At 57.9% G+C, this 23266-nt stretch carries 26 protein-coding genes and 1 tRNA gene; 7 read left to right on the top strand and 20 right to left on the bottom strand.

The window, feature by feature from the left end:
• Positions 1–625: RHS repeat-associated core domain-containing protein (locus tag WA225_RS24380; protein WP_422609967.1), on the top strand; the 625-nt coding region annotated here is incomplete at its 5' end.
• The gene (locus tag WA225_RS24375) at positions 622–1053 is read left to right on the top strand and encodes a DUF6896 domain-containing protein (protein ID WP_422609966.1); all 432 of its coding nucleotides are present in this window, start codon (positions 622–624) and stop codon (positions 1051–1053) included. The genes WA225_RS24380 and WA225_RS24375, both read left to right, overlap by 4 nt.
• A gap of 147 nt (positions 1054–1200) precedes the next feature.
• Here WA225_RS24375 and WA225_RS24370 read toward each other — a convergent pair whose 3' ends face one another.
• The 7 genes from WA225_RS24370 to WA225_RS24340 all read right to left on the bottom strand — a co-directional run bounded on the left by WA225_RS24370 (position 1201) and on the right by WA225_RS24340 (position 4481).
• Entirely contained in the window at positions 1201–1368 is a 168-nt protein-coding gene (locus WA225_RS24370) for a hypothetical protein (RefSeq protein WP_163005296.1), read from the bottom strand.
• A 125-nt stretch (positions 1369–1493) separates the two neighbouring features.
• Entirely contained in the window at positions 1494–1913 is a 420-nt protein-coding gene (locus WA225_RS24365) for a YMGG-like glycine zipper-containing protein (protein ID WP_064118666.1), read from the bottom strand.
• A gap of 137 nt (positions 1914–2050) precedes the next feature.
• Positions 2051–2422, bottom strand: a complete 372-nt coding sequence (locus WA225_RS24360; RefSeq protein ID WP_422609965.1) for a bacteriocin — start codon at positions 2420–2422, stop codon at positions 2051–2053.
• 325 nt (positions 2423–2747) lie between these two features.
• Positions 2748–2936, bottom strand: a complete 189-nt coding sequence (locus tag WA225_RS24355; RefSeq protein ID WP_129391353.1) for a hypothetical protein — start codon at positions 2934–2936, stop codon at positions 2748–2750.
• A 187-nt stretch (positions 2937–3123) separates the two neighbouring features.
• A complete protein-coding gene (locus WA225_RS24350; RefSeq protein WP_422609964.1) occupies positions 3124–3444 on the bottom strand; it encodes a YbjQ family protein in 321 nt (106 codons plus the stop codon).
• A 129-nt stretch (positions 3445–3573) separates the two neighbouring features.
• On the bottom strand, positions 3574–4206 hold the full coding sequence (cysC, locus tag WA225_RS24345; RefSeq protein ID WP_422609969.1) for an adenylyl-sulfate kinase: 633 nt from the start codon (positions 4204–4206) through the stop codon (positions 3574–3576).
• A gap of 185 nt (positions 4207–4391) precedes the next feature.
• Positions 4392–4481: transfer RNA gene (locus WA225_RS24340), tRNA-Ser, on the bottom strand.
• 296 nt (positions 4482–4777) lie between these two features.
• Here WA225_RS24340 and WA225_RS24335 point away from each other — a divergent pair.
• The 3 genes from WA225_RS24335 (at position 4778) to WA225_RS24325 (ending at position 7512) form a co-directional block, all read left to right on the top strand.
• Positions 4778–5467: a crotonase/enoyl-CoA hydratase family protein gene (locus WA225_RS24335; protein WP_422609963.1), complete on the top strand. Its 690-nt coding sequence runs from the start codon at positions 4778–4780 to the stop codon at positions 5465–5467.
• Positions 5468–5683: 216 nt separating this feature from the next.
• On the top strand, positions 5684–6406 hold the full coding sequence (locus WA225_RS24330; RefSeq protein ID WP_422609962.1) for a lysophospholipid acyltransferase family protein: 723 nt from the start codon (positions 5684–5686) through the stop codon (positions 6404–6406).
• Between the two features lie 134 nt (positions 6407–6540).
• Positions 6541–7512 (top strand): magnesium and cobalt transport protein CorA, encoded by a 972-nt coding sequence (locus WA225_RS24325; RefSeq protein WP_422609961.1) that lies wholly within the window; start codon positions 6541–6543, stop codon positions 7510–7512.
• Between the two features lie 108 nt (positions 7513–7620).
• Here the strand turns inward: WA225_RS24325 and WA225_RS24320 are convergent, their stop codons facing one another.
• The 3 genes from WA225_RS24320 to WA225_RS24310 all read right to left on the bottom strand — a co-directional run bounded on the left by WA225_RS24320 (position 7621) and on the right by WA225_RS24310 (position 11809).
• The gene (locus tag WA225_RS24320; RefSeq protein ID WP_422609960.1) at positions 7621–8343 is read right to left on the bottom strand and encodes an amidotransferase; all 723 of its coding nucleotides are present in this window, start codon (positions 8341–8343) and stop codon (positions 7621–7623) included.
• A 91-nt stretch (positions 8344–8434) separates the two neighbouring features.
• Positions 8435–10579 carry a 3-hydroxyacyl-CoA dehydrogenase NAD-binding domain-containing protein gene (locus tag WA225_RS24315; RefSeq protein ID WP_422609959.1) on the bottom strand — a complete coding sequence of 715 codons (2145 nt, stop codon included), beginning with the start codon at positions 10577–10579 and terminating at the stop codon, positions 8435–8437.
• Between the two features lie 24 nt (positions 10580–10603).
• Entirely contained in the window at positions 10604–11809 is a 1206-nt protein-coding gene (locus WA225_RS24310) for an acetyl-CoA C-acetyltransferase (RefSeq protein WP_422609958.1), read from the bottom strand.
• Between the two features lie 585 nt (positions 11810–12394).
• On the opposite strand from WA225_RS24310, the gene WA225_RS24305 reads away from it, so the two are divergent.
• Complete coding sequence (locus WA225_RS24305; RefSeq protein ID WP_422609968.1) at positions 12395–13216, top strand: c-type cytochrome; 822 nt, start codon at positions 12395–12397, stop codon at positions 13214–13216.
• A 121-nt stretch (positions 13217–13337) separates the two neighbouring features.
• On the opposite strand, the gene WA225_RS24300 is transcribed toward WA225_RS24305, so the two are convergent.
• The 10 genes from WA225_RS24300 to WA225_RS24255 all read right to left on the bottom strand — a co-directional run bounded on the left by WA225_RS24300 (position 13338) and on the right by WA225_RS24255 (position 22489).
• Positions 13338–14141 (bottom strand): transglutaminase family protein, encoded by an 804-nt coding sequence (locus WA225_RS24300; RefSeq protein ID WP_422609957.1) that lies wholly within the window; start codon positions 14139–14141, stop codon positions 13338–13340.
• Positions 14138–15088, bottom strand: a complete 951-nt coding sequence (locus tag WA225_RS24295; RefSeq protein WP_016982907.1) for an alpha-E domain-containing protein — start codon at positions 15086–15088, stop codon at positions 14138–14140. The genes WA225_RS24300 and WA225_RS24295 overlap by 4 nt, the downstream gene beginning before the upstream one ends.
• 12 nt (positions 15089–15100) lie before the next feature.
• Positions 15101–16510 carry a circularly permuted type 2 ATP-grasp protein gene (locus tag WA225_RS24290; RefSeq protein ID WP_422609956.1) on the bottom strand — a complete coding sequence of 470 codons (1410 nt, stop codon included), beginning with the start codon at positions 16508–16510 and terminating at the stop codon, positions 15101–15103.
• Between the two features lie 487 nt (positions 16511–16997).
• On the bottom strand, positions 16998–17345 hold the full coding sequence (locus WA225_RS24285; protein WP_007914059.1) for a ribonuclease E inhibitor RraB: 348 nt from the start codon (positions 17343–17345) through the stop codon (positions 16998–17000).
• 209 nt (positions 17346–17554) lie between these two features.
• Entirely contained in the window at positions 17555–17788 is a 234-nt protein-coding gene (locus WA225_RS24280; RefSeq protein ID WP_093441755.1) for a hypothetical protein, read from the bottom strand.
• Between the two features lie 253 nt (positions 17789–18041).
• Positions 18042–18917, bottom strand: coding sequence for a polyamine aminopropyltransferase (gene speE, locus WA225_RS24275; protein WP_422609955.1), 876 nt, complete (start codon positions 18915–18917; stop codon positions 18042–18044).
• Between the two features lie 237 nt (positions 18918–19154).
• Positions 19155–19346, bottom strand: coding sequence for a PLDc N-terminal domain-containing protein (locus WA225_RS24270; protein WP_064118649.1), 192 nt, complete (start codon positions 19344–19346; stop codon positions 19155–19157).
• A gap of 71 nt (positions 19347–19417) precedes the next feature.
• Positions 19418–19948 (bottom strand): hypothetical protein, encoded by a 531-nt coding sequence (locus WA225_RS24265; RefSeq protein ID WP_422609954.1) that lies wholly within the window; start codon positions 19946–19948, stop codon positions 19418–19420.
• Positions 19949–20034: 86 nt separating this feature from the next.
• Positions 20035–20553: an ankyrin repeat domain-containing protein gene (locus WA225_RS24260; protein WP_422609953.1), complete on the bottom strand. Its 519-nt coding sequence runs from the start codon at positions 20551–20553 to the stop codon at positions 20035–20037.
• A 97-nt stretch (positions 20554–20650) separates the two neighbouring features.
• Positions 20651–22489, bottom strand: a complete 1839-nt coding sequence (locus WA225_RS24255; protein ID WP_422609952.1) for a long-chain-acyl-CoA synthetase — start codon at positions 22487–22489, stop codon at positions 20651–20653.
• Positions 22490–22879: 390 nt separating this feature from the next.
• On the opposite strand from WA225_RS24255, the gene WA225_RS24250 reads away from it, so the two are divergent.
• Positions 22880–23158: a DUF3509 domain-containing protein gene (locus WA225_RS24250; protein WP_008080936.1), complete on the top strand. Its 279-nt coding sequence runs from the start codon at positions 22880–22882 to the stop codon at positions 23156–23158.
• Positions 23159–23266 lie beyond the last annotated feature (108 nt).

Raw genomic sequence — 23266 nt, 5'->3', positions numbered from 1 at the left:
CGACTACCTGAACCAGCCGCTGCGCTTTCAGGGGCAGTACTTCGATGGGGAAAGCGGTCTGCATTACAACCGCCACCGGTATTACGACCCGAGGCTGGGGCGTTATCTGACACCGGATCCGATCAAGCTGGCCGGTGGGTTGAATCAGTACCAGTACGTGCCGAATCCGACGGGGTGGGTGGATCCGCTGGGGTTGAATTCCAATTGTCCGCCGCCGAATAAGCCTGGGTGTGAGGTGCCGGGTGGGGTTGGTGGGGTTAAGGTTGATGAGGGGGAGCCACAATTACCGGGCTTGATTCATGACGTTGACCCACATTCAGTGAAGCGAACGCATGCAATTATGGGGAAAAAATCAACTAAACACGTCGAAAAAATAAGGGATGCAATGCGAGCAGATGGGTACGACATGAACTATCCCATAGACGTAGCAGAACATCATGGCACCTTCTATATTCTAGATGGACATCACCGCGCAGCAGCTGCAAAACAAACAGCAACGCCAATAACTATAAAATTGATCACAAACATCAGAGAACACAAAGGAGAACTTAATACCATCGAAGAAGTCATTGAATCAGCTAACAATGTCGGACACGACCGATTGGAGCATCACAGAAGAAGATGAAAACAGCCGAGAAAAATCTTGAGGATCTAATAAATGACTTTCTTTCAAAAGTAGACTATGCCACGGAGTTACTACAAAAAAAATTCGGCACTCGGAATATTTTAAGACTTTGGCGGAGCAAGCAAATCGAACGCTGCGGTGAAATAACTGATGGAATTCAATATGAACTGCACGGCGTAGGGTGCGCCATTCATTTCCCATCAGAATCTGTGGACTTCGACTATGGATCGGACAACAGAATCGACGGCTTCGATGTTTGGCGCCTCTACATCTACGCTAGCGACAGGCCATCTAAATACAAAAAATACTGCGATAAAAAAATAGTCGAAAAGGAATTTAAAGAATACATCTCATCAGGCCGAATAGAAAAAATGTCGCCATCAGATAACCTTTACATACGCGTCAATCATGATTTAACTGCGAAATAACAAAAAATTATCGGCGGTCTCTTCCGTCCCCAAATTTTTTTACCAACGTTAACTTTCGCGAGCAAACCAATCAGAATCAAGGGGCCTGAAGTACAGGCCCCGGATATTTAAATTCAGTGTGCTACCGCGCTCGACTCTCAAAACCGCTCACTGCTCATCCTCATCCTCTTCATACTCCATATCCGCCTCATCCGAATCATTCAACGGCACCGTCGCATCATCCATCAGCGACCCCGGATCCTCATTCCCAGGATCATTGATAAACGGCAACCCACTTGGGCCTTTTTCTTCCTTGCCTTCGGTTTCGGGCGTCATGGCAAACCTCGTCATCTGGTGGAGTGTATGACGTTCGAAAAGTCCTACAGCCAATCGTTCCAGATTCGGATCATCGAATACGAAAAACCCGGCACCAGGCCGGGTTTCTGCTGACAACCATCCGATCAATGATGGCGGTTTTTATGTTTGTTCTTGTGCTTGTGGCCACCACCGGAGTGGGATCCGCCGTCATCGCCCAGGTTATTGCCGACCGCACCGCCAGCCGCGCCACCCAAGCCTGCCCCGACAGCCGAGCCGGTTGATCCGCCGAGGCTATTACCGACGACGGAGCCACCCGCGGCACCGAGGCCACCACCAATGGCAGCCTCGGTGCGATTATGTTTATTCGCCCCGACTGCACCGCCGGCCGCGCCACCTACGCCAGCACCGACCGCAGCACCAGTGCTGCCGCCGAGTTGACCGCCGACGACGTTGCCCAGTACGCCACCCAGTCCACCGCCCACGGCTGCCGAACCATCTCCGGCCGCCATCGCGCCCTGCGCCACCAGCAATCCGAAAAACAGTGCAGACAATGACAATCGCATATGAACCTCACAGTTCCCGAAGCGGGACAGTTCGCCCAGACAAGGGCCTATGTGAGATTGGAGACGCCGGCGAGGAAAACGTTCAGCCATGAAAAAGCCCGACATCAAGCCGGGCTTTTTCTGACAAACGTCGAGCCTCAGTGACGCTTGTGACCTTTGGCCAGATTGCTGCCCACTGCGCCGCCTGCTGCACCGCCCAAACCTGCACCAATCGTGGCGCCGGTTCTGCCGCCGAGGCTATTGCCGATCACCGAACCACCGGCTGCACCGACACCGCCGCCAATCGCCGCTTTAGTCCGGCTACCCTTGCGCGCCGCCATTGCGCTGCCTGCCGCGCCTGCTACGCCAGCGCCAATGGCTGCACCGGTGCTGCCGCCCATTTTCTGACCGACGACGTTACCCAGCGCGCCACCCAGACCACCGCCCAGCGCAGCGGTGCCATCACCGGCAGCCATTGCACCTTGAGCAACCAGAAGCCCCAGAACCAGAGCAGGCAGTGTTAAACGCATGACGAAAACCTCAACAATAGGGATGACAAAAAGGGGCCGGGATTTAATGCCGTCGCAACGTAAAAGTCCAGACGAGATCAGTGAGCTCCGCGCACTCGGCGCCGATTGGACAGCGATTCTGGAAAAGGTTTTATGACAGGCAAAAAAAAGCCCGCTGGGGAAACGGGCTGGAGACTTGCTTTCTAACGGATGGCTTCACCCTACTGCTACAGACGTGAAAACTTTGTGAAAGCGGTGAAATTCATCGGCACCGCCCGTAGGACACTTCTCTATTCGTCCAACCATAAAAAAACCCCGCGCAATGACGGGGTTATACAGAGATCGATTATTTTCTGGCTCGCGTGGTGACCTTGGGGAGGAATTTCGCCTTCGGCCCTTTGGGTGCCGTAGATTTGATCTTGCCGGTCTGCACCGGGTCTTCGCCGAAACCAGCCTGGTACTCGGTCTGGCCGCATCGCACGCAGTTGTTGAACGAGAATTCAGCGCCATCGTCTTCAATATACGGATCAGTCATACCATCGCCCCTTCGCAACGGATCGACACCGGCAAAACCTTTTTGCCTGAAAAAATATCGACCTCCAAGGCTTTTGAGACTAGCCGGTCATTCCTGGACTTGTGATTCAGATTTTCCAATGCCCGACGAGTGGCCTACAACAATAAACGCGATGATGAGAGCAGGGTCCCGCATTGCTCGACACTACTCAGCGCAATTTCACCGCCGTGCCCGTAGCAAACACCACAACCATGCCACCTTTGCCCGCCGGCATACTGATTTCGAAATCGACACCGACTACCGCGTCCGCCTGTAAGAGTCTCGCTCTTTCCTTGATCTCCTCGGTGGCCTGAATGCGTGCTTCTTTCAAGGCACGTTCCAGGGTTTGAGAACGCCCGCCAAAGAAATCGCGCATACCGGCAAACATGTCTCGAATCACATTCACGCCCTGCACCGACTCAGCGCTGACAACATCGATGTAAGCGACGATTTGCCGACCTTCGACAGTGTGGGTTGTTGTGAGGATCATGAAAGACAGCCTTGTTCGAGAATAGAAGCGAGCAATTCTAAGCCAGTCGCCGTCACTGCCCAACCATCAACACAGGCACTTGAGCGTCCGCCCGTGCAGATTCACGACAATCGGACTAACCCTGCTACTTCATAGAACGCGATCAGAACGTTCCCTGCTCCAGCGTTCAGCAGTGTTCGCGACCTCTTGCACACACTCAGAAATCGACTTCTGACTGGCATCCAGCACCAGCGAGGGCGCATCGGGCTCTTCATATACCGCGCTAATACCCGTGAACTCGGGAATCAGCCCAATACGGGCCTTACGATACAAACCTTTTACATCAAGGCTTTCACAAACACTCAGGGGGGTACTTAAATAAACTTCGATAAAGTTTTCATCACCAATAATCGCTTTCGCCTGCTGTCTGTGCGAATGACAAGGAGAAATGCAGGCCACCAAGGCAATGACGCCGGCCTCATTCATCAACCGAGCCACTTCAGCGATGCGGCGGATATTTTCCGAGCGATCTTCCGGTGAAAACCCCAAGCCTTTGCAAAGTCCGTGACGGACATGATCCCCATCCAACACAAATGCGGCCTTCCCACTGTCGATCAACAGTTTCTCCATGGAAAAAGCCAAGGTTGACTTTCCGGCTCCGCTCAATCCGGTAAACCAAAGGGTGAAAGGCTGCTGCGAAAAAAGCCGCTTACGGTCTGCCGCAGTCACTCGGGGCGGATGCACCGTCAGATGTTCACAAGAATCGCTTGTTGTTTTAGTCACACCGATACTCCATATCTCGACTCGCCCCGCACTCGCGACAAGCTGTGCATCCATCCAAGGTCCACGTCGACCCTTTCCAGAGCAGGATAGGTCAAGACTGTAAGAAATAAACCGTTGTGTTTGCATCGAGCACACGAAAAAAACCCCTGATTCCTTTCGAAATCAGGGGTTTTTCTAACTGAATGTGGCGGTGAAGGAGAGATTCGAACTCTCGATACAGTTTCCTGTATACACACTTTCCAGGCGTGCTCCTTAAGCCACTCGGACACTTCACCGTATCTCTTCAAACATGTTCTGTCTGTCGAGGCGCGCTAATGTAGTCGAAAGCTTTTCCGATGGCAAACTTTTTTTTCAGAATTTTCATGCGGTTAAGAGAAAAAGTGGTTTTCCTCGCTGGCAGGCCATGACAAACCGGCCAATCTTCGGTGGGCGCAATCCTTCTATATAGAAGCGCGATGCCTCGCTACGCCGGTTGAGCCGGGAAACGGTGACTGGCGAGTCAGTCACGGCGCTTTACCTGGCCTGCGACGGTGGGTAACGTCTGCGCATCTTTCTTATAAGGAATAGCGTCATGAGTGAGTTGATTTCTTACCACCTCGAAGACGGTATCGCGACCCTGACCTTGAGCAACGGCAAGGTCAATGCCATTTCTCCCGACGTGATCGCGGCGTTTAACGCGGCGCTGGATCAGGCAGTGACTGATCGTGCCATCGTGATCATTACCGGTCAGCCGGGGATTCTGTCCGGCGGTTATGACCTGAAAGTGATGACTGCCGGCCCGAAAGAAGCCGTGTCACTGGTAACGGCCGGTTCGACCCTCGCCCGCCGCCTGCTCTCTCACCCGTTCCCGATCATCGTCGCGTGCCCGGGGCATGCCGTGGCCAAAGGCGCGTTCATTCTGCTGTCGGCGGATTACCGCATCGGCGTCGACGGCCCGTTCAGCATCGGTCTGAACGAAGTACAGATCGGCATGACCATGCACCACGCCGGTATCGAGCTGGCGCGCGATCGCCTGCGTCGCTCGGCGTTCCACCGCTCGGTGATCAATGGCGAGATGTTCGATCCGAAGAGCGCTGTGGATGCCGGTTTCCTCGACAAGGTGGTTGCCGCCGAGGAGTTGCAAGGTGCCGCCCTCGCCGCTGCGCGTCAGTTGAAGAAGATCAACATGACCGCCCATAAAAACACCAAGTTGAAAGTGCGTAAGGCACTGCTGGAAGCACTGGATAACGCGATCATCCAGGATCAGGAGCACTTGGGTTAAACCCGGGCTCCAGTACTAAATAAGAGCCCGACCGTCGTGTCGGGCTTTTTCTTGCGCGCATGGTTTAAGAGGCGGCGACAGCTCTAGGACAGGTCTGACCATCATTTCTGAAACATGCGCTTAAACATCGGCTATCTCCGCACTCTATAGCGGCAATTGCCGAAAACAGTGCACATCCGTACACTGCGCCACCTTTTGTCCCGGTGGGGCCTGAAAATGCTGTTTGTGTTTCGTATGTTATTGATGGGCCTGCACTTTATTCTGGCTGGCGTGCTCGGGGTGATCCTCGGCATATGCCGCCCGTTCAATCCGGACAACAGCCGACTGTGCGCGCGCCTCTACGCGCTGCCGGCGATGTGCATCCTGCGTCTGCGAGTGAAATCCGATGTCAGCGGTTTGATCAACAAACCCGACAGCTGCGTGATCATCGCCAACCATCAGTCCAACTACGATCTGTTCGTGTTCGGCAACGTAGTGCCGCGCCGGACCGTCTGCATCGGCAAGAAAAGCCTGAAATGGGTGCCACTGTTCGGGCAACTGTTCTGGCTCGCCGGCAATGTGTTGATCGATCGCGGCAATGCGCACAAGGCGCGCCAGTCGATGCTGACCACCACTAACACCCTGCAGAACGAAGACACCTCGATCTGGGTATTCCCGGAAGGTACACGCAACCTCGGCGAAGAATTGCTGCCGTTCAAGAAAGGTGCGTTCCAGATGGCGATTGCTGCCGGCGTGCCGATCGTCCCGGTGTGCGTCAGCAGCTACGTCAAGCACATGCGCCTGAATCGCTGGCGCAGCGGGAAAATTCTCATACGCTCGCTTCCGGCCATTCCTACGGCCGGACTGACCATGGACGACATGCCCATGCTCATCAATCAGTGCCGCGAGCAGATGCGCGAATGCATCGAGTCGATGGATCGGCAACTACAAGCCGCCTGAAAAAGAAGCCCGCCCTGTGCGGGTTTTCTTTTGCCCGGTGAACTGTGCAGATTTCACTGACTCTCAAGCAGCGACACGGCTAAGCTGAAGCCGTGAAACCCCTGCCATCTGCCAAGAAGAAGTGAATCACCACCATGGGTCGAGTTGTTGCTGCTGCGGTGTACAGCGCAGGTAAGAAAGTCACCAATATTACCCTCGACGAAGGCGCTGCCTGGGCCGCCAAAACCGGCCACTTTGTGTGGATCGGCCTTGAAGAGCCGAGCGCGCAGGAACTGTCCAACCTGCAGCGTCAGTTCAACCTGCACGAACTGGCGATCGAAGACGCCCTGGAAAAACACAGCCGGCCGAAGCTGGAAACTTTTGGCGACGCTTTGTTTATCGTGACCTACTCGCCCATCCGCGAGCATGGTGTCCTGCAGTTCATCGAAACGCATATCTTCGCCGGCAAGGGCTACATCATCACCGCACGTAACGGTCACTCGGCGTCCTACGCGCATGTCCGTCAGCGCTGTGAGGCGCGGCCACTGTTGCTGGAGCATGGCGAGGATTTCGTTCTCTACGCGCTGCTCGATTTCGTCATCGAGAACTATCAGCCAGTGGGCGAAGCGATCCACGCCGAGATCGATGAACTGGAGCGCAACGTGTTGTGCAGCGCGTTGAATGAGCGCGATATTCAGAAGCTGCACGGCTTGCGTCGCGATGTCGTGCGCCTGCGCCGGTACGCGGCGCCAATGGTGGAAATTGGCGAGGAACTGCAGAAGCTGAGCTTCCCGTTCATCGACAAGAACATGCGCCCGTACTTCCGCGATGTGCAGATCCACGTCACCCGGCAGATGGAAGACCTGACCACACTGGCCGATATCGCCAGCCAGACGATCGAGATCGGTGTGTTGCTCGAGGCCTCACGGCAAAGCGTGGTGCAGCGCAAGTTTGCCGCGTGGGCAGCGATTCTGGCGTTTCCGACGGCGGTGGCGGGAATTTACGGGATGAACTTCCAGAACATGCCGGAGTTGAGCTGGCACTACGGCTATTTCGGGGTGCTGGGGTTTATTACGGTGGGGTGTGTGAGTTTGTGGGCGAGTTTCAAGAGGTCCGGGTGGTTGTAGTGCAAACCGGGTTGGCTGGGCCATTCGCGAGCAGGCTCGCTCCCACATTGATCGGTGGCGCACCGAAAATCCAATGTGGGAGCGAGCCTGCTCGCGAAACTTTTGGCCTCAGACAGTTTCTGGCTTATGCGCCACAAAACGCATCATCCACTCCGCCACCGTAGCGCCATGGTGTTCATGCTCCAGGCTGGCCACGCCTTTGCTGTAGATCTGCGACCCCAACGCCTCCTGACGCAGATCCAGCAGCGCTCGCGAATAATCGTGGATGAATTCCGGATGACCCTGGAAGCACAACACCTGATCATTGATGTGATACGCCGCGAACGGGCAGAAATCGCTGGAAGCGATGACTGTCGCGTTTTCCGGCAGCGCGGTGACCTGATCCTGATGGCTGATCAGTAACGTCAGCTCCTCACGCACCGGGCTCATCCACGGCGCCTTGGCCGCGAGTTTGTAGTTGTGGGTGCCGACACCCCAACCTTGCGTGGCGCGCTCGCTCTTGCCACCCAGCAGCAGCGCCAGCAGTTGATGGCCGAAGCATACGCCGAGCAGTTTGTCGCCACGCTCGTAACGATCGAGCAAGTATTGCTTGAGGGTCTGGATCCACGGATCGGTACCGAACGAATCAGCCTTGCTGCCGGTGACCAGGTACGCGTCAAAGGTCAGGTCGTCGCTGGGATATTCGCCCTGCATCACGTTGTAGACGGTGAACTCGGCGGCAATCGGTTGCTGCGAGAACAGGCGCTGAAACATCTGCCCGTAACCCTGATATTGATCGACCAGTTCCGGACGCAGGATGTCGGTTTCGAGGATGCAGATGCGTAGCGACATAAAAAATACCTGACACGTGATGGGAATAATGAACACCCCAGAGCCTGCCTTGAAACACCCTGACAAGGCAAGCCCCGGCATGCTCGCACCCTTAGAACATTTCACCTTTCGCGGCGTTATCCAGCAGCAACGCTGGCGGCGCGAAACGCTCGCCATACTGCTCAGCCAGATACTGCGCACGGGCGACGAAATCCTTCACGCCATATTGATTGATGAACTGCAGCGCGCCACCGGTCCATGCGGCGAAGCCGATGCCGAAAATCGAACCGACGTTGGCGTCCGCCGTCGAGGTCAGCACGCCCTCTTCCACACAGCGCACGGTCTCGATGGCTTGCACGAACAGCAAGCGATCACGCACGTCCTTCGGTGAAATCTGCCCGTCGGGTTTCTCGAAACGGGCCTTCAGCTCGGGCCACAAATGCTTCTGGCCACCGGCCGGATAATCATAGAAACCGCCACCTGCGGCTTTGCCTGGACGTTTGTATTCATTGAGCAGCAAGTCAATCACGGCGAAGGCCGGGTGCTCAATCAGCGATTTCCCTTCTGCCTGTAGGTCCTTGGCGGTTTGCTGGCGGATATGGCTCATCAGGCTGAGGGAAACTTCGTCGGAGATCGCCAGCGGCCCGACCGGCATCCCGGCCTTGCGCGCTTCGGTCTCGATCATCGGTGCGCTGACGCCTTCGCCGAGCATGGCGATGCCTTCATTGGTGAAGGTGCCGAATACCCGCGAGGTAAAAAAGCCGCGACTGTCATTGACCACGATCGGGGTTTTCTTGATTTGCAGCACAAAATCAAAACCACGGGCGAGGGTTTCATCGCTGGTGTGCGCACCTTTGATGATTTCCACCAGTGGCATTTTTTCCACCGGACTGAAGAAATGCAGGCCGATGAATTTGCCAGGATCAGGCACCGCCGTCGCCAGCCCCGTGATCGGTAGAGTCGAGGTGTTGGAAGCGATGACAGCTTCGGCCCCCACCACCCGTTGGGCTGCAGAGGAGACTTTGGCCTTGAGTTCACGATCCTCGAATACGGCTTCGATGATCAGGTCGCAACCGGCCAAATCGGCATCAATCTCAGACGGCGTGATTCTCGCCAGCACAGTCTCACGCTGTGCGACTGTCATCTGACCACGGGCGACTTTCTTGTCCAGCAGCGCCGCCGAGTGCGCCTTGCCCTTCTCGGCAGCCGCCAGGTTGATGTCCTTGAGCACCACGTCGATGCCCGCCGAAGCGCTGACAAACGCAATCCCGGCGCCCATCATGCCGGCGCCGAGCACACCGACTTTCTGTGTCTTGTACGGCGCAATACCCAGTGGCCGCGAGCCACCGGCATTGATCTCGTTGAGCTGAAACCAGAACGTGCCAATCAGGTTTTTCGAGATCTGCCCGGTGGTCAGTTCGGTGAAGTAGCGGGTTTCGATCAGGTGCGCGGTGTCAAAATCCACCTGTGCGCCTTCCACCGCCGCACAGAGGATTTTCTCCGGCGCCGGCATCGTCCCCTGGGTCTTGCTGCGCAGAATCGACGGCGCAATCGCCAACATTGGCGCGACTTTCGGATTTGACGGCGTGCCGCCGGGAATCTGATAACCCTTCACGTCCCAACGCTGCACCGCTGCCGGATTGGCAACGATCCATGCGCGGGCCTTGGCCAGCAGATCGTCGCGATCCGTTGCCAACGCATCGATCAAACCCGCCTGCAACGCCTGTTGCGGGCGCACCTTTTTACCTTCCAGCAAATACGGCAGCGCTTTCTCGATGCCGAGCATGCGCACCATCCGCACCACCCCGCCGCCACCCGGCAACAGACCAAGGGTCACTTCCGGCAGACCGAGTTGCACCGACGCGTCATCCAGCGCCACACGATGATGGCAGGCGAGACAGATTTCCCAGCCGCCACCCAGCGCCGCACCGTTGATCGCCGCGACCACCGGTTTGCCAAGGGTTTCCAGGGTGCGCAATTGTCCCTTGAGAGTCAGCACCATGTCATAAAAGGCTTTGGCTTCTGGCTTGCCGACCTTGATCAACTCATTGAGATCGCCGCCGGCAAAGAAGGTTTTCTTCGCCGACGTGATGATGACCCCGGCGATGTTGTCTTTATCCGCCACCAATCGGGCGACGCACGCGGCCATGGCCTCGCGGTATACGGCGTTCATGGTATTGGCGCTCTGGCCCGGCATGTCGATGGTCAGCACGACGATGGCGTCCTGGCCTTTTTCGTAACGAATGGCTTCGCTCATAACAAGGTTCCTTGAATTCGGGGCTCAGAGGCGTTCGATGATGGTGGCAATGCCCATGCCGCCGCCGACACACAGCGTCGCCAGGCCATAACGCAGGTGCCGCGCTTCCAGTTCGTCGAGCAAGGTGCCGAGAATCGCACAACCGGTGGCCCCCAGCGGGTGGCCCATGGCGATGGAGCCGCCGTTGACGTTGACCTTGTCCGGATCGACAGCCATGTCCTTGATGAATTTGAGCACCACCGAGGCAAACGCTTCGTTGACCTCGAACAAATCAATGTCTTCCACCCGCAAACCGGCCTTGGCCAATGCCTTGCGCGTTGCCGGAGCCGGGCCAGTGAGCATGATCGTCGGGTCAGTGCTGGTGACTGCCGTGGCGATAATCCGTGCGCGGGGCTGCAAGCCCAGCGCCCGCCCCTTGGCCTCGGAGCCGATGAGCATCAGCGCCGCGCCATCGACGATTCCGGAACTGTTGCCCGGGGTATGCACGTGGTTGATTCGTTCGACGTGGCTGTAGACGCGCAAGGCCGTCGCATCGAAGCCCATCTGCCCGATCATTTCAAAACTTGGCTTGAGCTTGCCCAAGCCTTCGAGGGTCGATTCGGCGCGAATGAATTCATCGTGGTCGAGCAGGATGATGCCGTTCTGATCCTGCACGGGCACCAGCGACTTGTTGAACGAGCCGTCGGCCCGCGCCCGCGCGGCTTTGTGCTGCGAGTGCAGCGCGTAGACATCGACGTCCTGACGGCTGAAACCCTCAAGCGTGGCGATCAGATCCGCGCCGACGCCCTGCGGGGTGAAATGGCTGTGCAGGTTGGTTTGCGGGTCCAGCGCCCAGGCGCCGCCGTCGCTGCCCATCGGCACCCGCGACATCGATTCGACGCCACCGACCACCACGAGGTCTTCGAAACCCGAACGCACTTTCATGGCGCCGAGGTTGACCGCTTCCAGGCCCGAGGCGCAGAAGCGGTTGATTTGCACACCCGCCACGCTGACATCCCAATCAGCCACTTGCACGGCGGTTTTGGCGATGTCCGAGCCCTGATCGCCGATCGGCGTGACGCAGCCGAGCACCACGTCATCGACCTGGCTGGTATCCAGCGAGGTGCGTTCCTGCAAAGCGCTCAACAACCCGGCGACCAGATTCACCGGTTTGACGCTGTGCAGAGCGCCATCGGCCTTGCCTTTGCCACGGGGCGTGCGTAACGCGTCGAAAATAAAAGCCTGGGTCATGACGTCCTCGAACCTGTGCGGGGAGTGATTGCTCGTCCCTGCACTCTTGGCCTGGACGGTCCTGGATTCAATGACCACAGCGCTCAATGACGTTGACGCACACGCTCAGACGGACGGTCATTACCGCGTGGGTGAACCGGTTCAGGTCGGCGAGTTGTCTAGCCAGCGGGCGACAAAGAAGCTGGCAATACGCCTCATGCCATTTTTATCGCAATTAACAACAACTCCATATGAAATGGATCTAAGCCAAGCGTGACGCGGGCCCTAAGGTAGTACATGTACGTCAGGGTCGTCGGGTTTTGCCGAGGCCGACGTTCTTCAACAGGAAGTGCACCGCTTGCCGTCATGGATATGCAGGCAGGCATCAGGAAATAACAATAAAGGCGGTCAAGCCATGTTCAAACAACCGAAAGTTCGTCAAGCAGGACTCATTCTTTTCGCCACGACGCTGTTGTTGATTTTGCCGAATCTGACCAAGGTCATCGGCTGAATCGAGCGGCAGGTGCAATTCATCGCCACCGAAAATGTGACTGGCCCGCTACCCGGGCCAGCGTGGCTGTGCCAACCTTTGCGCACTTCCACGACATGGACGGCGATCATTTGAAAGCGCTCATCGTATTCGGGGCCATGCTGCTGAGCATGCCCCTGGCTGCCGCACAGTTGGATTTGCAACTGGGCGCAAACAGCCACACCTGGGAAACCGAGGAATTGCTCAAGCATCCTCAGGTACAAACCCTCACCATCAAAAACGATGTGTCCTACAAGAAGGACATGACCTATCGCGCCGTGCCGTTGGCCGTGTTGCTGAGCGGGATAAAACCTGAAGATCACCTGCAAGCGGTGGCGCTGGACGGCTTTGCCGCCGAGTTGGCCGCTGCGCCGCTGCTCAATACAACGGGCGCACGGGCATGGCTGGCGATCGAGGATCCGGCGCAGCCGTGGCCACCTCTGTCGGAAGGCAAACACAGTGCCGGGCCGTTCTATCTGGTGTGGACCAATCCGCAGGCCGGCAATATCAGCCCGGAGCAATGGCCGTTCGAAGTTGCCAGCATCAAGCGTATGGCACCAGTGGCCCAGCGCTTCCCTGCCCTGTTGCCGGATCCGGCGTTGAAAGCGGATGACCCGGTGAACCAAGGCTTTGCGCTGTTTCAGAAGAATTGCCTGGCGTGTCACCGCTTGAACGGTGCGGGAGATGCGCAGTTCGGGCCGGACTTGAACATTCCGTATAACCCGACCGAGTATTTCGGCGCGGATTTCTTGAAGCGCTACATTCGCGATCCGCAGAGTTTGCGTCAGTGGCCGCAGGCGAAGATGCCGGGGTTTTCGGCGGAGGTTTTGCCGGATGGGGATTTGCAGATGTTGATCGGGTATTTGCAGCACATGGCCGGGCGCAAGGTTAAGCCGTAAGCCTTAGGATGTTATGACTGGCCTCTTCGCTGGCAAGCCAGCTCCCACAGGGTATGCGCGGAGTTCGAATCAGCGGTCATCCTGTGGAAGCTGGCTTGCCAGCGATAGCGGTATCCCGAATCTATTGTTGCTGCACGGAGATCACGGGGGTCGGCGAAACAGAAACCTTCGCATGCATCTGCTCACATCCACCGCCACGGCGCATGCCGCGCACCGGGCAGGCGTCGAGATAATCCAGACCCACCGCCAGTTTCAAATGCCGCTCCGGCCGCGCCAGTTCATTGGTCACGTCAAAGCTGTACCAGGCGTCATCGAGCCACGCCTCCGCCCAGGCATGACTGGCCAGATGCTCACAATCTTCGCTGTACAGATACCCCGATACGTAACGTGATGGAACACCCAGGCTGCGCGCGCAGGCCAGAAACGCGTGGGTGTGATCCTGACAAACCCCGGCACGCCCGGCGAAGGCTTCGGCGGCGCTGGTGTCGACTTCGGTAGAGCCCGGCGTGTAGGTCATGTGCTGATTCAAGCCGTGCATCAAATCGATCAGCGCGGTGCGATCGCGCCGCTGCTTGCAGGATTTCTCGGCGAACGCACGCAATGCCTCATCGGCCTCGGTCAAGCGGGTAAAGCGCAGGAACGGCAGCGCCGACTGGCTCTCATGTTCGGCCTCGCGCAGCTCATCGATATCGACCTGGCCGCGCGCGCCGATGATGATCGCTTCGTGCGGCTCATCCATGGTCAACACATGCAGGATGTTGCCGAACGGATCGAGTTGCGCGCGCACCGGGCGTGGCAGGTCGAGTTGCCAGCTCAGCACGTGCTGACGCTCGCTGTCGTGAGGTGTCAGTCGCAGGTACTGGATGCTCGCCCGCACCTGATCTTCGTAGTGATAGGTGGTCTCGTGGCTAATGGAAAGTCTCATGCAGCCTCCAGGTAGGAACTGTGAATGGCGTTGCCCAACTGGCGCACCAGCGGGATGAATTCGGTCAGCCACGCGTGCAGGCCTTCCTCGAGAATTTCGTTGATGCCGGTGTAGCGCAGGCGTGCGTCCATTTCTGCCGCCAGACGTTGCGCCGGTCGGCCATTGGCGCCCGGCAATTGCGCGAGAATCTGGTCGATCTCTTCGGTGCAGGCCCTTAATGAACGCGGTACATCGGCACGCAACAGCAGCAGCTCGGCGACATGTCGGGCGCCGGGCGCATCGCGGTAGATTTCGGTGTAAGCCTCAAACGACGACAAGGCCCGGAGCAACGCACTCCACTGATAATAGGCGTGGGCCGTGCCATCGCTGACCGCCTCGGCCTGGTCGCCAGCCATTTCATAGCGGGCGTCGAGCAGGCGCAGGGTGTTGTCCGCGCGCTCGATAAACGTCCCGAGACGAATGAAGCGAAACGCATCGTTGCGCATGATCGTGCCGTACGACGCGCCACGGAACAGGTGCGAACGTTCCTTGATCCACTCGCAGAAACGGCTCATGCCATAACGGCTCAGGCCCTGTTCGGCGATCCCGCGAATCTCCAGCCACGTCGAGTTGATGTTTTCCCACATGTCCGCCGTGATGCGCCCGCGCACGGCGTGGGCACTGGCTCGCGCCGCACCGAGGCAGCTGTAGATGCTCGCCGGGTTGGCCGCATCGAGGGCAAAAAAGTGCAGCAGGCGTTCGGCATGCAGTGCGCCGTGACGTTCCAGATAATCGTCGAGGGTGCCGGTGATCAGCAGCGGCATGGCCAGTTCGTGCAAACCATCGCCGCGACCGTCTTGCGGCATCAGCGACAGCGAATAACTGATATCGAGCATCCGCGCGAGGTTTTCCGCCCGCTCCAGGTAACGCGACATCCAGTACAGATCCGAGGCAGTTCTACTTAACATGGCAAGCTTCCTTCAATCCTCGACCACCCAGGTGTCCTTGGTTCCGCCGCCCTGGGAGGAATTCACCACCAGAGAGCCTTCGCGCAGCGCGACACGGGTCAAACCGCCGGGCACCACGCGGGTTTCGCGACCGGACAAGACAAACGGACGCAGGTCGATATGGCGCGGCGCAATGCCGTTTTCGACAAAGGTCGGACAGGTCGACAGCGACAGCGTCGGTTGCGCGATGTACGCGTGGGGTTTGGCCTTTATCCGTTCGCGGAAGGTGTCGATTTCCGCCTTCGTCGCGGCCGGCCCCACCAGCATTCCGTAACCGCCGGAGCCTTGGGTTTCCTTGACCACCAGATCTGGAAGATTGGCCAGCACATGGGAAAGTTCAGACGGGTTGCGGCATTGCCAGGTCGGCACGTTTTTCAGAATCGGTTCTTCGTCGAGGTAAAACCGAATCATGTCGGTGACAAACGGATAGACCGATTTGTCATCCGCCACGCCGGTGCCGATGGCATTGGCCAGCACCACGTTGCCCGAACGATAAGACGACAGCAGCCCCGGCACGCCGAGCATCGAGTCCGGGTTGAACGCCAGCGGATCGAGGAACGCGTCGTCGAGACGCCGGTAAATCACGTCCACCGCTTTCGGGCCGTCGGTGGTGCGCATGAAGACTTTGTCGTCACGCACGAACAGATCCGCGCCCTCGACCAGCTCCACACCCATTTCCCGTGCGAGAAACGCGTGTTCGAAGAATGCACTGTTGAAGCGCCCTGGCGTCAGGACCACTACGCTTGGGTCATCAATCGGACTTGAGCTCTTCAGCGTGTCGAGCAACAGGTTCGGATAGTGATCGATCGGGGCGATGCGCTGGGCGGCGAACAGCTCCGGGAACAGGCGCATCATCATCTTGCGGTCTTCGAGCATGTAGCTGACGCCGCTCGGGGTGCGCAGGTTGTCTTCGAGCACGTAATAGGTGCCGTCGCCATCGCGCACCAGATCGACGCCGGAGATGTGCGAATAGATATCGCGGTGCAGATCCAGGCCCTGCATCGCCAACTGATATTGCTCGTTGGCCAGTACCTGTTCGGCGGGAATGATCCCGGCCTTGATGATGCGCTGCTCGTGATAGAGGTCGGCGAGGAACATGTTCAACGCCTTGACCCGCTGGATACAGCCGCGCTCGACGATCCGCCATTCACTGGCGGGAATGCTGCGCGGGATGGTGTCGAAAGGAATCAGGCGCTCGGTGCCCTGCTCATCGCCATAGAGCGTGAACGTGATGCCGGCACGATGGAACAGCAAGTCAGCCTCGCGGCGCCGTTGGGCCAGCAGCTCGTCAGGCGTGTCGGCCAGCCAGCGGGCGAACTCCCGATAATGCGGGCGAACCTGGCCGCCGGCATCGTACATCTCATCAAAATAGGTGCGGATCATGCCGTACTCCTTGTCACCCGGACATACAGGCCTTCGCAAGGCCCGTGCCATCGGCATAAACGCTTTGATTTCAATCGGTTGGATAATCGCGCCACAGCCACCGCACCATTCCTGTGCGGCAAATGCCCCAAGCCGATTGCCCCCGCTTCATTGCGACGCACTGCATCGCCTATCACCAGCATAGTCAGAGTTGATTTCACTGCCCGGCGCTGGCTGCGGATAATCCGCGCATTCGCTGCAAAACTTCCCCGCGCACAGCGCCACGAAGTCGCCAGCTCAACTGACCTGGACTGCCTTGGCAGCCCGCCCCGCTGTAACCCTGACCGGTTTCCTCTCCTTATCGGTCTTCCCTTTTAGCCACCCTCTGCGGTGGCTTTTTTTTGCCTCGGTTTCTTGTTTCAGGGTTTTGCCACGGCGCTTTGCGCATGCCGAAAACGACAACGGCCGACCCAGAGGTCAGCCGTTGCTCAACAGTTACGCAAGGAGATCAATTCAAACGGTGGCGGTTGCGCACCTCCTGTTTCACACCCCAGCCTTCGATAATGCCGCCCAGCGGTTCGACCACGGCAGAGAAACCCTGCTCGAAGTCACCGATATCGTCATACGTCGCATACATCACTTTGCTCAATTCCAGCGCCCACGCACCGTCATCACGCACGCTGACCTGGGCATTGATGGATTCACCGCGAAATTTGCCTGCCGCCCTGCGCGCCCGCTCCTCGTCCGGGAAAATGGCGTAGAACTCGATGGGATGGAATCGGGAAAAATCGAAACCGCCTTCTTTCATGCGGCGCAGAACATTGCTGCTGATGTCTTCTTGATAGGCTGTGCTCATGAATCGTCCCCCTCGCATAGATGGATAGACTTTCCGTATTCCCGCCCCGGGCCTTTGGCCTAAGTACTACGGCAACGTGGTTGCACGCGGGAAACAAGCATGTAGCTGACAAGACCAGACCTTAGCGATCCGTTCGCTGATCTCGCTTGCAGAGTAGCCCCAAGTTAGAGCCGCTGCCAAGGCCTGGTGTGAAGGTGACAGGAAGAATGTCAGACGGGAGTAATGCTGCGGATTTCGATGCTGTTCTGGGTTTTCAGGTTTTTCACGCCCGCATCGGCGGTGCGCCCTTCCAGATCGTTGAGATCCAGCTCGGCGGCGACGGGCAGAAGCCGTGCCTTGATCAATCGAGCGGCCTCGTCGTCGCTGGGGCATTCCGCGCGCTCGAACACCTCATCGACAATTTCACCATGATCGTCCACGAAAGTGACTTTCCACTTTTGCATCGGTGCCTCCTCGATCAAACCCGCAAATGGGTTTACACCTATCTCGACTTTAAACGCCGAGGGTTGGTTCAAAAGGATTACAGCGGGCGAAGATGAAAAAAACGACATCTACGGTAGGAGCTGCCGAAGGCTGCGATCTTTTGGGACGCAGAGCGTCCCCGGCTGCATTCCCACGCAGAGCGTGGGAACGATCAAGGGGAAGCAAATGTGGGAGCGAGCTTGCTCCCACTGGGAAGTTGCAGTGTTCTTTCTTTTAGTCGTTGCTTGGCTTGTTGATCGCCTGCAGCACGTATTGCGGCAAGGCAAACGCGCCGATGTGGATTTCCGGGTTGTAGTAGCGCGTGACGATGCCGCTGCCGATGAAACGCTGTTGCAGGGTTTCACGGCTGAGTTTGCGGTAGGCCGGGTCAGTCGAACCCCAGGCGAAGGTCATCGAGCCGCCGATGTAGGTCGGCACCGCCGCCTGATAGAAGTGCCAGTCCGGGAACAGGCTGTTCAAGCGGCCGGCGGTGGTTTTGACTTCGTCGATCTGCATGAACGGCGTGCCGTTCTGGGTCACGAGGATGCCGCCCTCGTTCAGGCAGCGATGGCAGGCCTGATAGAAGTTCTCCGAGAACAGCACTTCGCCCGGGCCGATCGGGTCGGTGGAGTCGGAGATGATCACGTCGAATTTTTCCGTGGTGGTGGCGACGAAACGCATGCCGTCGTCGATCACCAGATTCAGACGTGGATCGTCGTAGGCGCCACTGGAATGGTTTGGCAGAAACTCTTTGCACATGTCGACCACGGTGCCGTCGATCTCGACCATGGTGATGTGCTCAACGCCGGCATGCTTGCTCACTTCACGCAGCATGCCACCGTCACCGCCGCCGATGATCAGCACGCGCTTGGCGCTGCCATGAGCCAGGATCGGCACGTGGGTGAGCATTTCGTGGTAGATGAATTCGTCGGCTTCGGTGGTCTGGATCACGCCGTCCAACGCCATGACACGGCCCATGCGCGGATTCTGGAAGATCACCAGGTGCTGGTGTTCGGTGCGCACTTCGTGGAGCAGTTTTTCCATGCGAAAACGCTGGCCGTAGCCTTCGTAGAGAGTTTCCAGGTACTCGCTGGTTTTGGTGACGGTCATGGTCAAGTGCTCCGATGAATGCGCGGGCGCCGATCGTGGGGACGATCGCCCGGGAAAGGCGCGCATTCTACGTTGCCGAAGATGACAGGTCGAACCTCACATCATCGGCCAACCACAATCCCTGTGGGAGCTGGCTTGCCAGCGATAGGGTCAACTCGGTTTGTCAGTGACACCGCAGTGATCCTATCGCTGGCAAGCCAGCACCCACAGGTTTTGGGTCGCTGGCGAAGTTTGCGGCTAGATCCGCACGTTACCGCGAGGTCCGGCAATCGCCCAGATGATCAGACCCAGCACCGGCAGGAGGATGATCAGCAGCACCCAGACGATTTTCATCCCGGTGGTCGCGCCGCTTTTCAACACGTTGATGATGGCCCAGATGTCGAGGGCGAGAACAATCAGGCCAATCAGACCGTTGAACGTGGAACCCATGGTGTCACTCCAGAATAGTGGCATGCACTTTTAGGATAGACGGTCGCGCGCAGGGTTCCCTTTTATTGCAATCAGACGTGAACGGCGACTTTCAACGCCTCCAGCGATGGCGCAGCCGCAATGCCGACTTCGGCGCACAGTTCCAGCACCCGTGGCACGTCGTTGCCGTAGACCAGCACCATTTGCAGTTCATCGTCGAGCAACTGGCTGAAGTTCATCAGCGTGTAACCGCCGTTTTCCTTGTTCATGCTGCTCATCTGCACCTGGATGCGGTTGAGTGCGGTCAACGCTTCGGTCTTGGCCAGTTGTTTGGGCTTGAGGTTGAAGTCCACGCCTGGGCCGAAGGACGCGACGATCTGCGCAAACAGGTCAACGTAGGTATCGGCCTGGAACAGCACGGTTTCCGGCAGGCTGCCGACCACAACCCACTCGCCCAACGGGATCGGGAAGCTGTCGTCGTAGTTGATGTCCGGATTGGCGGTGAGAAAGGCGTCAGCATCGGCGTAGGCTTGCGCCGCTTCGTCGGCCACGTTCAGGATCTCGTCCTCGCCCATGCAGCCGGAGCTGATTTTGCTGATGAGTTCGGCGAGTGCGGCTTTCATGAGGGCGAGTCCTGTGGCGAAGGTGAATTTCGAGGGCGCGAAGGATAGCGCATTCTCCCCTTGGCCACAGTCCATCAGAAGGGATTTCAGCCAGACAGCTTTTCCAGCTGCGCGGTGGTATCGACCGCGCCCATTGTCCGGGCGGCATCCAGCGCGGTCACGCCATTGGCGTCCTTGGCGTGCGCATTGGCGCCTTTGCTGATCAGGTAATCGACGATTTCCACGCGATTGAACATCGCCGCCATCATCAACGCCGTGCGGCCATCGAATGACGAACCTTCGATCTCGGCGCCCGCCTCGACCAGCGCCTTGACCACTGCCAGATCGCCTTTGAACGCCGCACCGGCAATCGGGCTCTGGCCGTTGCCATTGCGCATTTCCGGATCAGCCTTGTGTTTAAGCAGCACGTTCACCGCATCGACATGACCGTAATAGCTGGCCAGCATCAGCAACGTGTCGCCCTTGCTGTTTTTCAAGTTCACCGGCAAACCGGCCGTGACCAGGCGATCGAGCATCTCGGCATCACCGTCGCGTGCCTTGTTGAAAACCTGCTCGGTGAATTCGGCAGCTTCTTCAGGGGTCATCTGGCGGCTTTGGTCGGACATGGGGCAACTCCACTTTCGGTCAATCGGAAAGCCGACAGTTTCCCGAGCGCGACGGTGGCTGTCACCCCCTTTTTCTCAAGCCACTTCATAGCCAGATTCAATAACGATGTTTGCCCTGATGAATTTCCGCCAACACTTCGTCAGTCACCCGAACGTACGTCTGCGTGCCGGGTAACCAGGCAAAGATCGGGTCATCGCCCGTCTGGCCGGGGTCGAAGCCTTCATTTTTCAGTCGGGTTTTTTGGTATTTGAAGGTGCCGGTGGTTTCCATCTTCACCTTCACCCGCAGAAACAACGGCACCGCATACGCCGGCATGCGCTCACGGGCGAAGGTCAGCAATTCGGCGAAATCCAGCGTCGCCAGAGACTCTGCCGGAGTAATCGCGGCCATGCCGGCGCGTCCGTTGGTGTTGCGGATTTCAACGCCATAAGCCACCGCTTCGGAGATGTGCGGATGTTGCAGCAGCAGGTTTTCGACTTCAGTGGTCGAGACGTTTTCGCCCTTCCAGCGATAGGTGTCGCCGAGACGATCGACAAACTGCGCATGACCAAAACCGATGTTGCGCAACAAATCGCCGGTGTTGAAGAAGCGGTCGCCCTTGCTAAACACGTCGTGCAGGACAACCTTGGCGGTTTTCTGCGGATCGGTGTAGCCGTCCAGCGGCGCTTTCTCGTCGATGCGCGCCAGCAACAAGCCCTGTTCACCCTTGCCGACCTTGCGCATGAAACCGTCGGTGCTGCGCAGCGGCTCGCCGCTGTCGTGGTCGTAGGCGACCAGCTCCCAGGCCATCAGTGAAAAACCAATGGTGTTGTCGAAATTGAGAATGTTGGTGAAACCGATATTGCCGTCGCTGGCGGCGTACAGCTCGCAGATGTGATCGACGGCGAAACGCGTCTTGAATTCGGCCCAGGCGCCCGGGCGCAAACCGTTGCCGATCATCTTGCGCACATCGTGACGGCTGTCATCGGCGCTGGCCGGTTGATCGACCAGATAACGGCACAACTCGCCGACATAACCGATGGTGGTCGCGCGGTAGCGGCGCACGTCATTCCAGAACTGGCTGGCGCTGAACTTGCGGCGGATCGCGAAACCCGAGGCGCCGTTGACCGCCGAGCCCCAGCACACACACAAACCCGTGGCGTGGTACAGCGGCAAGGTGCAGTAAACGACGTCGTCAGGGCTCATGTTGAGGGCGATCATGCCGAAACTGGCGGAGCTGCGCATCCAGCGCCCATGCTTGAATACCCCGGCTTTAGGCAGGCCGGTGGTGCCCGAGGTGTAGATGTAGAAACACGGATCGTCGAAGAAGATCTGCTGGCTGCTCGGCGGATTTTCACTTGAGGCGTCGGCACTGGCGCTGATCAGATTGATGTAGCCTTCGGGCGCAATGCCCGGATGGCTGTAGGTGTCCTGATCAGCGACAAACCAGCTGCGCGGCGCGGTAATCGCCACTTGATCGCGAATCGCCGCAAATGCCGGAAGCAGCTCTTCGCCGACGACAATCGCCACCGGCGCGACAAGATTGACGCTGTGGATTAGCGTGTCGCGGGTCTGCGAAGTATTGAGCAGCGCGCTGACCGCGCCGACCTTGGCCAGCGCCAGAATCGTCACCAGCAGTTCCGGGCGGTTTTCGATGAACACCGCCACCACGTCGCCCTTGCCGATGCCCTGGCCGTTCAGATAGTGCGCGATGCGGTTGGCCCACTGATTGACCTGCGCATAGGTCAGCAGCACATCGCCCTGTAATAGCGCCGGCCCCTCGGGATTACGCAGCGTCGCTTGCTCAAAAGTCCAGCCAAGGCCACAGCTTTGGGTCGGATCCGTGACGTTGGCCACCTTCATGCCTTTGACCACCCGTGGGATGGCTTTGGCGATCATCGGCAGTTTGCGGAGCATCATGCCCCAGGTAATCGTGTCGCTTGGCGCGTGACTCATGGAAGCTCCCCGTTCGACCTTGGCGTGCAGGTCGATGTTTTTATTTTTCGGGCTTTGGCGTGGAACAACCGACGCATTCGAGCGCGGGTCGAGGTCGAAAATACGTCAGCGCTTCTCGGCCTGTACACGCGGTTTTTGCAATGTTTTGTATCCACCGAGCTTTGGGGAGTGGAGCTGATCTGCGGATTGGCGATTGGTTCCGTCGAATCGACAACGATCCTGCAAAATGCAGGATGCACGATGGCCATTCATGCAGTTTGCACGACCCGTTCAATTTTCAATGTTTTTAACTCATTGATTTATAACGATTATTTTATTTTCAAATGCTGGCACAATCGCTGCAACCTCCTCTGCATGCTTGCCATTCAAGTGCATACGGAGCTGAAAGACATGAGCCTGATCCAAGAAAAATTTACCTCCCTGTTCTCCAACTTCGACGTCACCACTGCGCCACGTCCCGATGGCGGGATCCTGCTGACCCTGCGCAGCAGCGACGGCAAAGTGTTTAAACGCGCACTGACTTATCAACAACTGCATGCCGGCGACCAACTGTCGTGGGCGATCAGCGCGATTCGCCGTGACCTGGCTGAACAAGCCAGTGAGCTGCCGCAGATCGCGATGCTGCAGAGCCAGCAGCGTTTTGCGCTGCCGACTTATCACTCGCTGTAACGCATAAACCGCTTTAAACAAAACAGGCCGTGGAGCTCTCGCTTCACGGCCTGTCTTTTGTGTTGATGCAAAACCCTGTGGAAGCGAGCTTGCTCGCGAAGGCGGTGT

Source organism: Pseudomonas sp. (assembly GCF_049300855.1).
Taxonomy (GTDB): domain Bacteria; phylum Pseudomonadota; class Gammaproteobacteria; order Pseudomonadales; family Pseudomonadaceae; genus Aquipseudomonas.
This window is presented reverse-complemented; position numbering and strand designations above follow the sequence as displayed.

Excerpts from the sequence above, each read along its gene's own strand:
- WA225_RS24310 (WP_422609958.1), bottom strand. The coding sequence starts at position 11,809 with ATGACCCAGGCTTTTATTTTCGACGCGTTACGCACGCCCCGTGGCAAA.
- WA225_RS24265 (WP_422609954.1), bottom strand. The coding sequence starts at position 19,948 with ATGAAAGCCGCACTCGCCGAACTCATCAGCAAAATCAGCTCCGGCTGC.
- WA225_RS24375 (WP_422609966.1), top strand. The coding sequence starts at position 622 with ATGAAAACAGCCGAGAAAAATCTTGAGGATCTAATAAATGACTTTCTT.
- WA225_RS24305 (WP_422609968.1), top strand. The coding sequence starts at position 12,395 with ATGGACGGCGATCATTTGAAAGCGCTCATCGTATTCGGGGCCATGCTG.
- WA225_RS24285 (WP_007914059.1), bottom strand. The coding sequence starts at position 17,345 with ATGAGCACAGCCTATCAAGAAGACATCAGCAGCAATGTTCTGCGCCGC.
- speE (WP_422609955.1), bottom strand. The coding sequence starts at position 18,917 with ATGACCGTCACCAAAACCAGCGAGTACCTGGAAACTCTCTACGAAGGC.
- WA225_RS24315 (WP_422609959.1), bottom strand. The coding sequence starts at position 10,579 with ATGAGCGAAGCCATTCGTTACGAAAAAGGCCAGGACGCCATCGTCGTG.
- WA225_RS24355 (WP_129391353.1), bottom strand. The coding sequence starts at position 2,936 with ATGACTGATCCGTATATTGAAGACGATGGCGCTGAATTCTCGTTCAAC.
- WA225_RS24250 (WP_008080936.1), top strand. The coding sequence starts at position 22,880 with ATGAGCCTGATCCAAGAAAAATTTACCTCCCTGTTCTCCAACTTCGAC.
- WA225_RS24360 (WP_422609965.1), bottom strand. The coding sequence starts at position 2,422 with ATGCGTTTAACACTGCCTGCTCTGGTTCTGGGGCTTCTGGTTGCTCAA.
- WA225_RS24270 (WP_064118649.1), bottom strand. The coding sequence starts at position 19,346 with ATGGGTTCCACGTTCAACGGTCTGATTGGCCTGATTGTTCTCGCCCTC.
- WA225_RS24330 (WP_422609962.1), top strand. The coding sequence starts at position 5,684 with ATGCTGTTTGTGTTTCGTATGTTATTGATGGGCCTGCACTTTATTCTG.
- WA225_RS24350 (WP_422609964.1), bottom strand. The coding sequence starts at position 3,444 with ATGATCCTCACAACAACCCACACTGTCGAAGGTCGGCAAATCGTCGCT.
- WA225_RS24255 (WP_422609952.1), bottom strand. The coding sequence starts at position 22,489 with ATGAGTCACGCGCCAAGCGACACGATTACCTGGGGCATGATGCTCCGC.
- WA225_RS24300 (WP_422609957.1), bottom strand. The coding sequence starts at position 14,141 with ATGAGACTTTCCATTAGCCACGAGACCACCTATCACTACGAAGATCAG.
- WA225_RS24260 (WP_422609953.1), bottom strand. The coding sequence starts at position 20,553 with ATGTCCGACCAAAGCCGCCAGATGACCCCTGAAGAAGCTGCCGAATTC.
- WA225_RS24365 (WP_064118666.1), bottom strand. The coding sequence starts at position 1,913 with ATGCGATTGTCATTGTCTGCACTGTTTTTCGGATTGCTGGTGGCGCAG.
- WA225_RS24295 (WP_016982907.1), bottom strand. The coding sequence starts at position 15,088 with ATGTTAAGTAGAACTGCCTCGGATCTGTACTGGATGTCGCGTTACCTG.
- WA225_RS24370 (WP_163005296.1), bottom strand. The coding sequence starts at position 1,368 with ATGACGCCCGAAACCGAAGGCAAGGAAGAAAAAGGCCCAAGTGGGTTG.
- WA225_RS24280 (WP_093441755.1), bottom strand. The coding sequence starts at position 17,788 with ATGCAAAAGTGGAAAGTCACTTTCGTGGACGATCATGGTGAAATTGTC.
- WA225_RS24325 (WP_422609961.1), top strand. The coding sequence starts at position 6,541 with ATGGGTCGAGTTGTTGCTGCTGCGGTGTACAGCGCAGGTAAGAAAGTC.
- WA225_RS24290 (WP_422609956.1), bottom strand. The coding sequence starts at position 16,510 with ATGATCCGCACCTATTTTGATGAGATGTACGATGCCGGCGGCCAGGTT.
- WA225_RS24320 (WP_422609960.1), bottom strand. The coding sequence starts at position 8,343 with ATGTCGCTACGCATCTGCATCCTCGAAACCGACATCCTGCGTCCGGAA.
- WA225_RS24335 (WP_422609963.1), top strand. The coding sequence starts at position 4,778 with ATGAGTGAGTTGATTTCTTACCACCTCGAAGACGGTATCGCGACCCTG.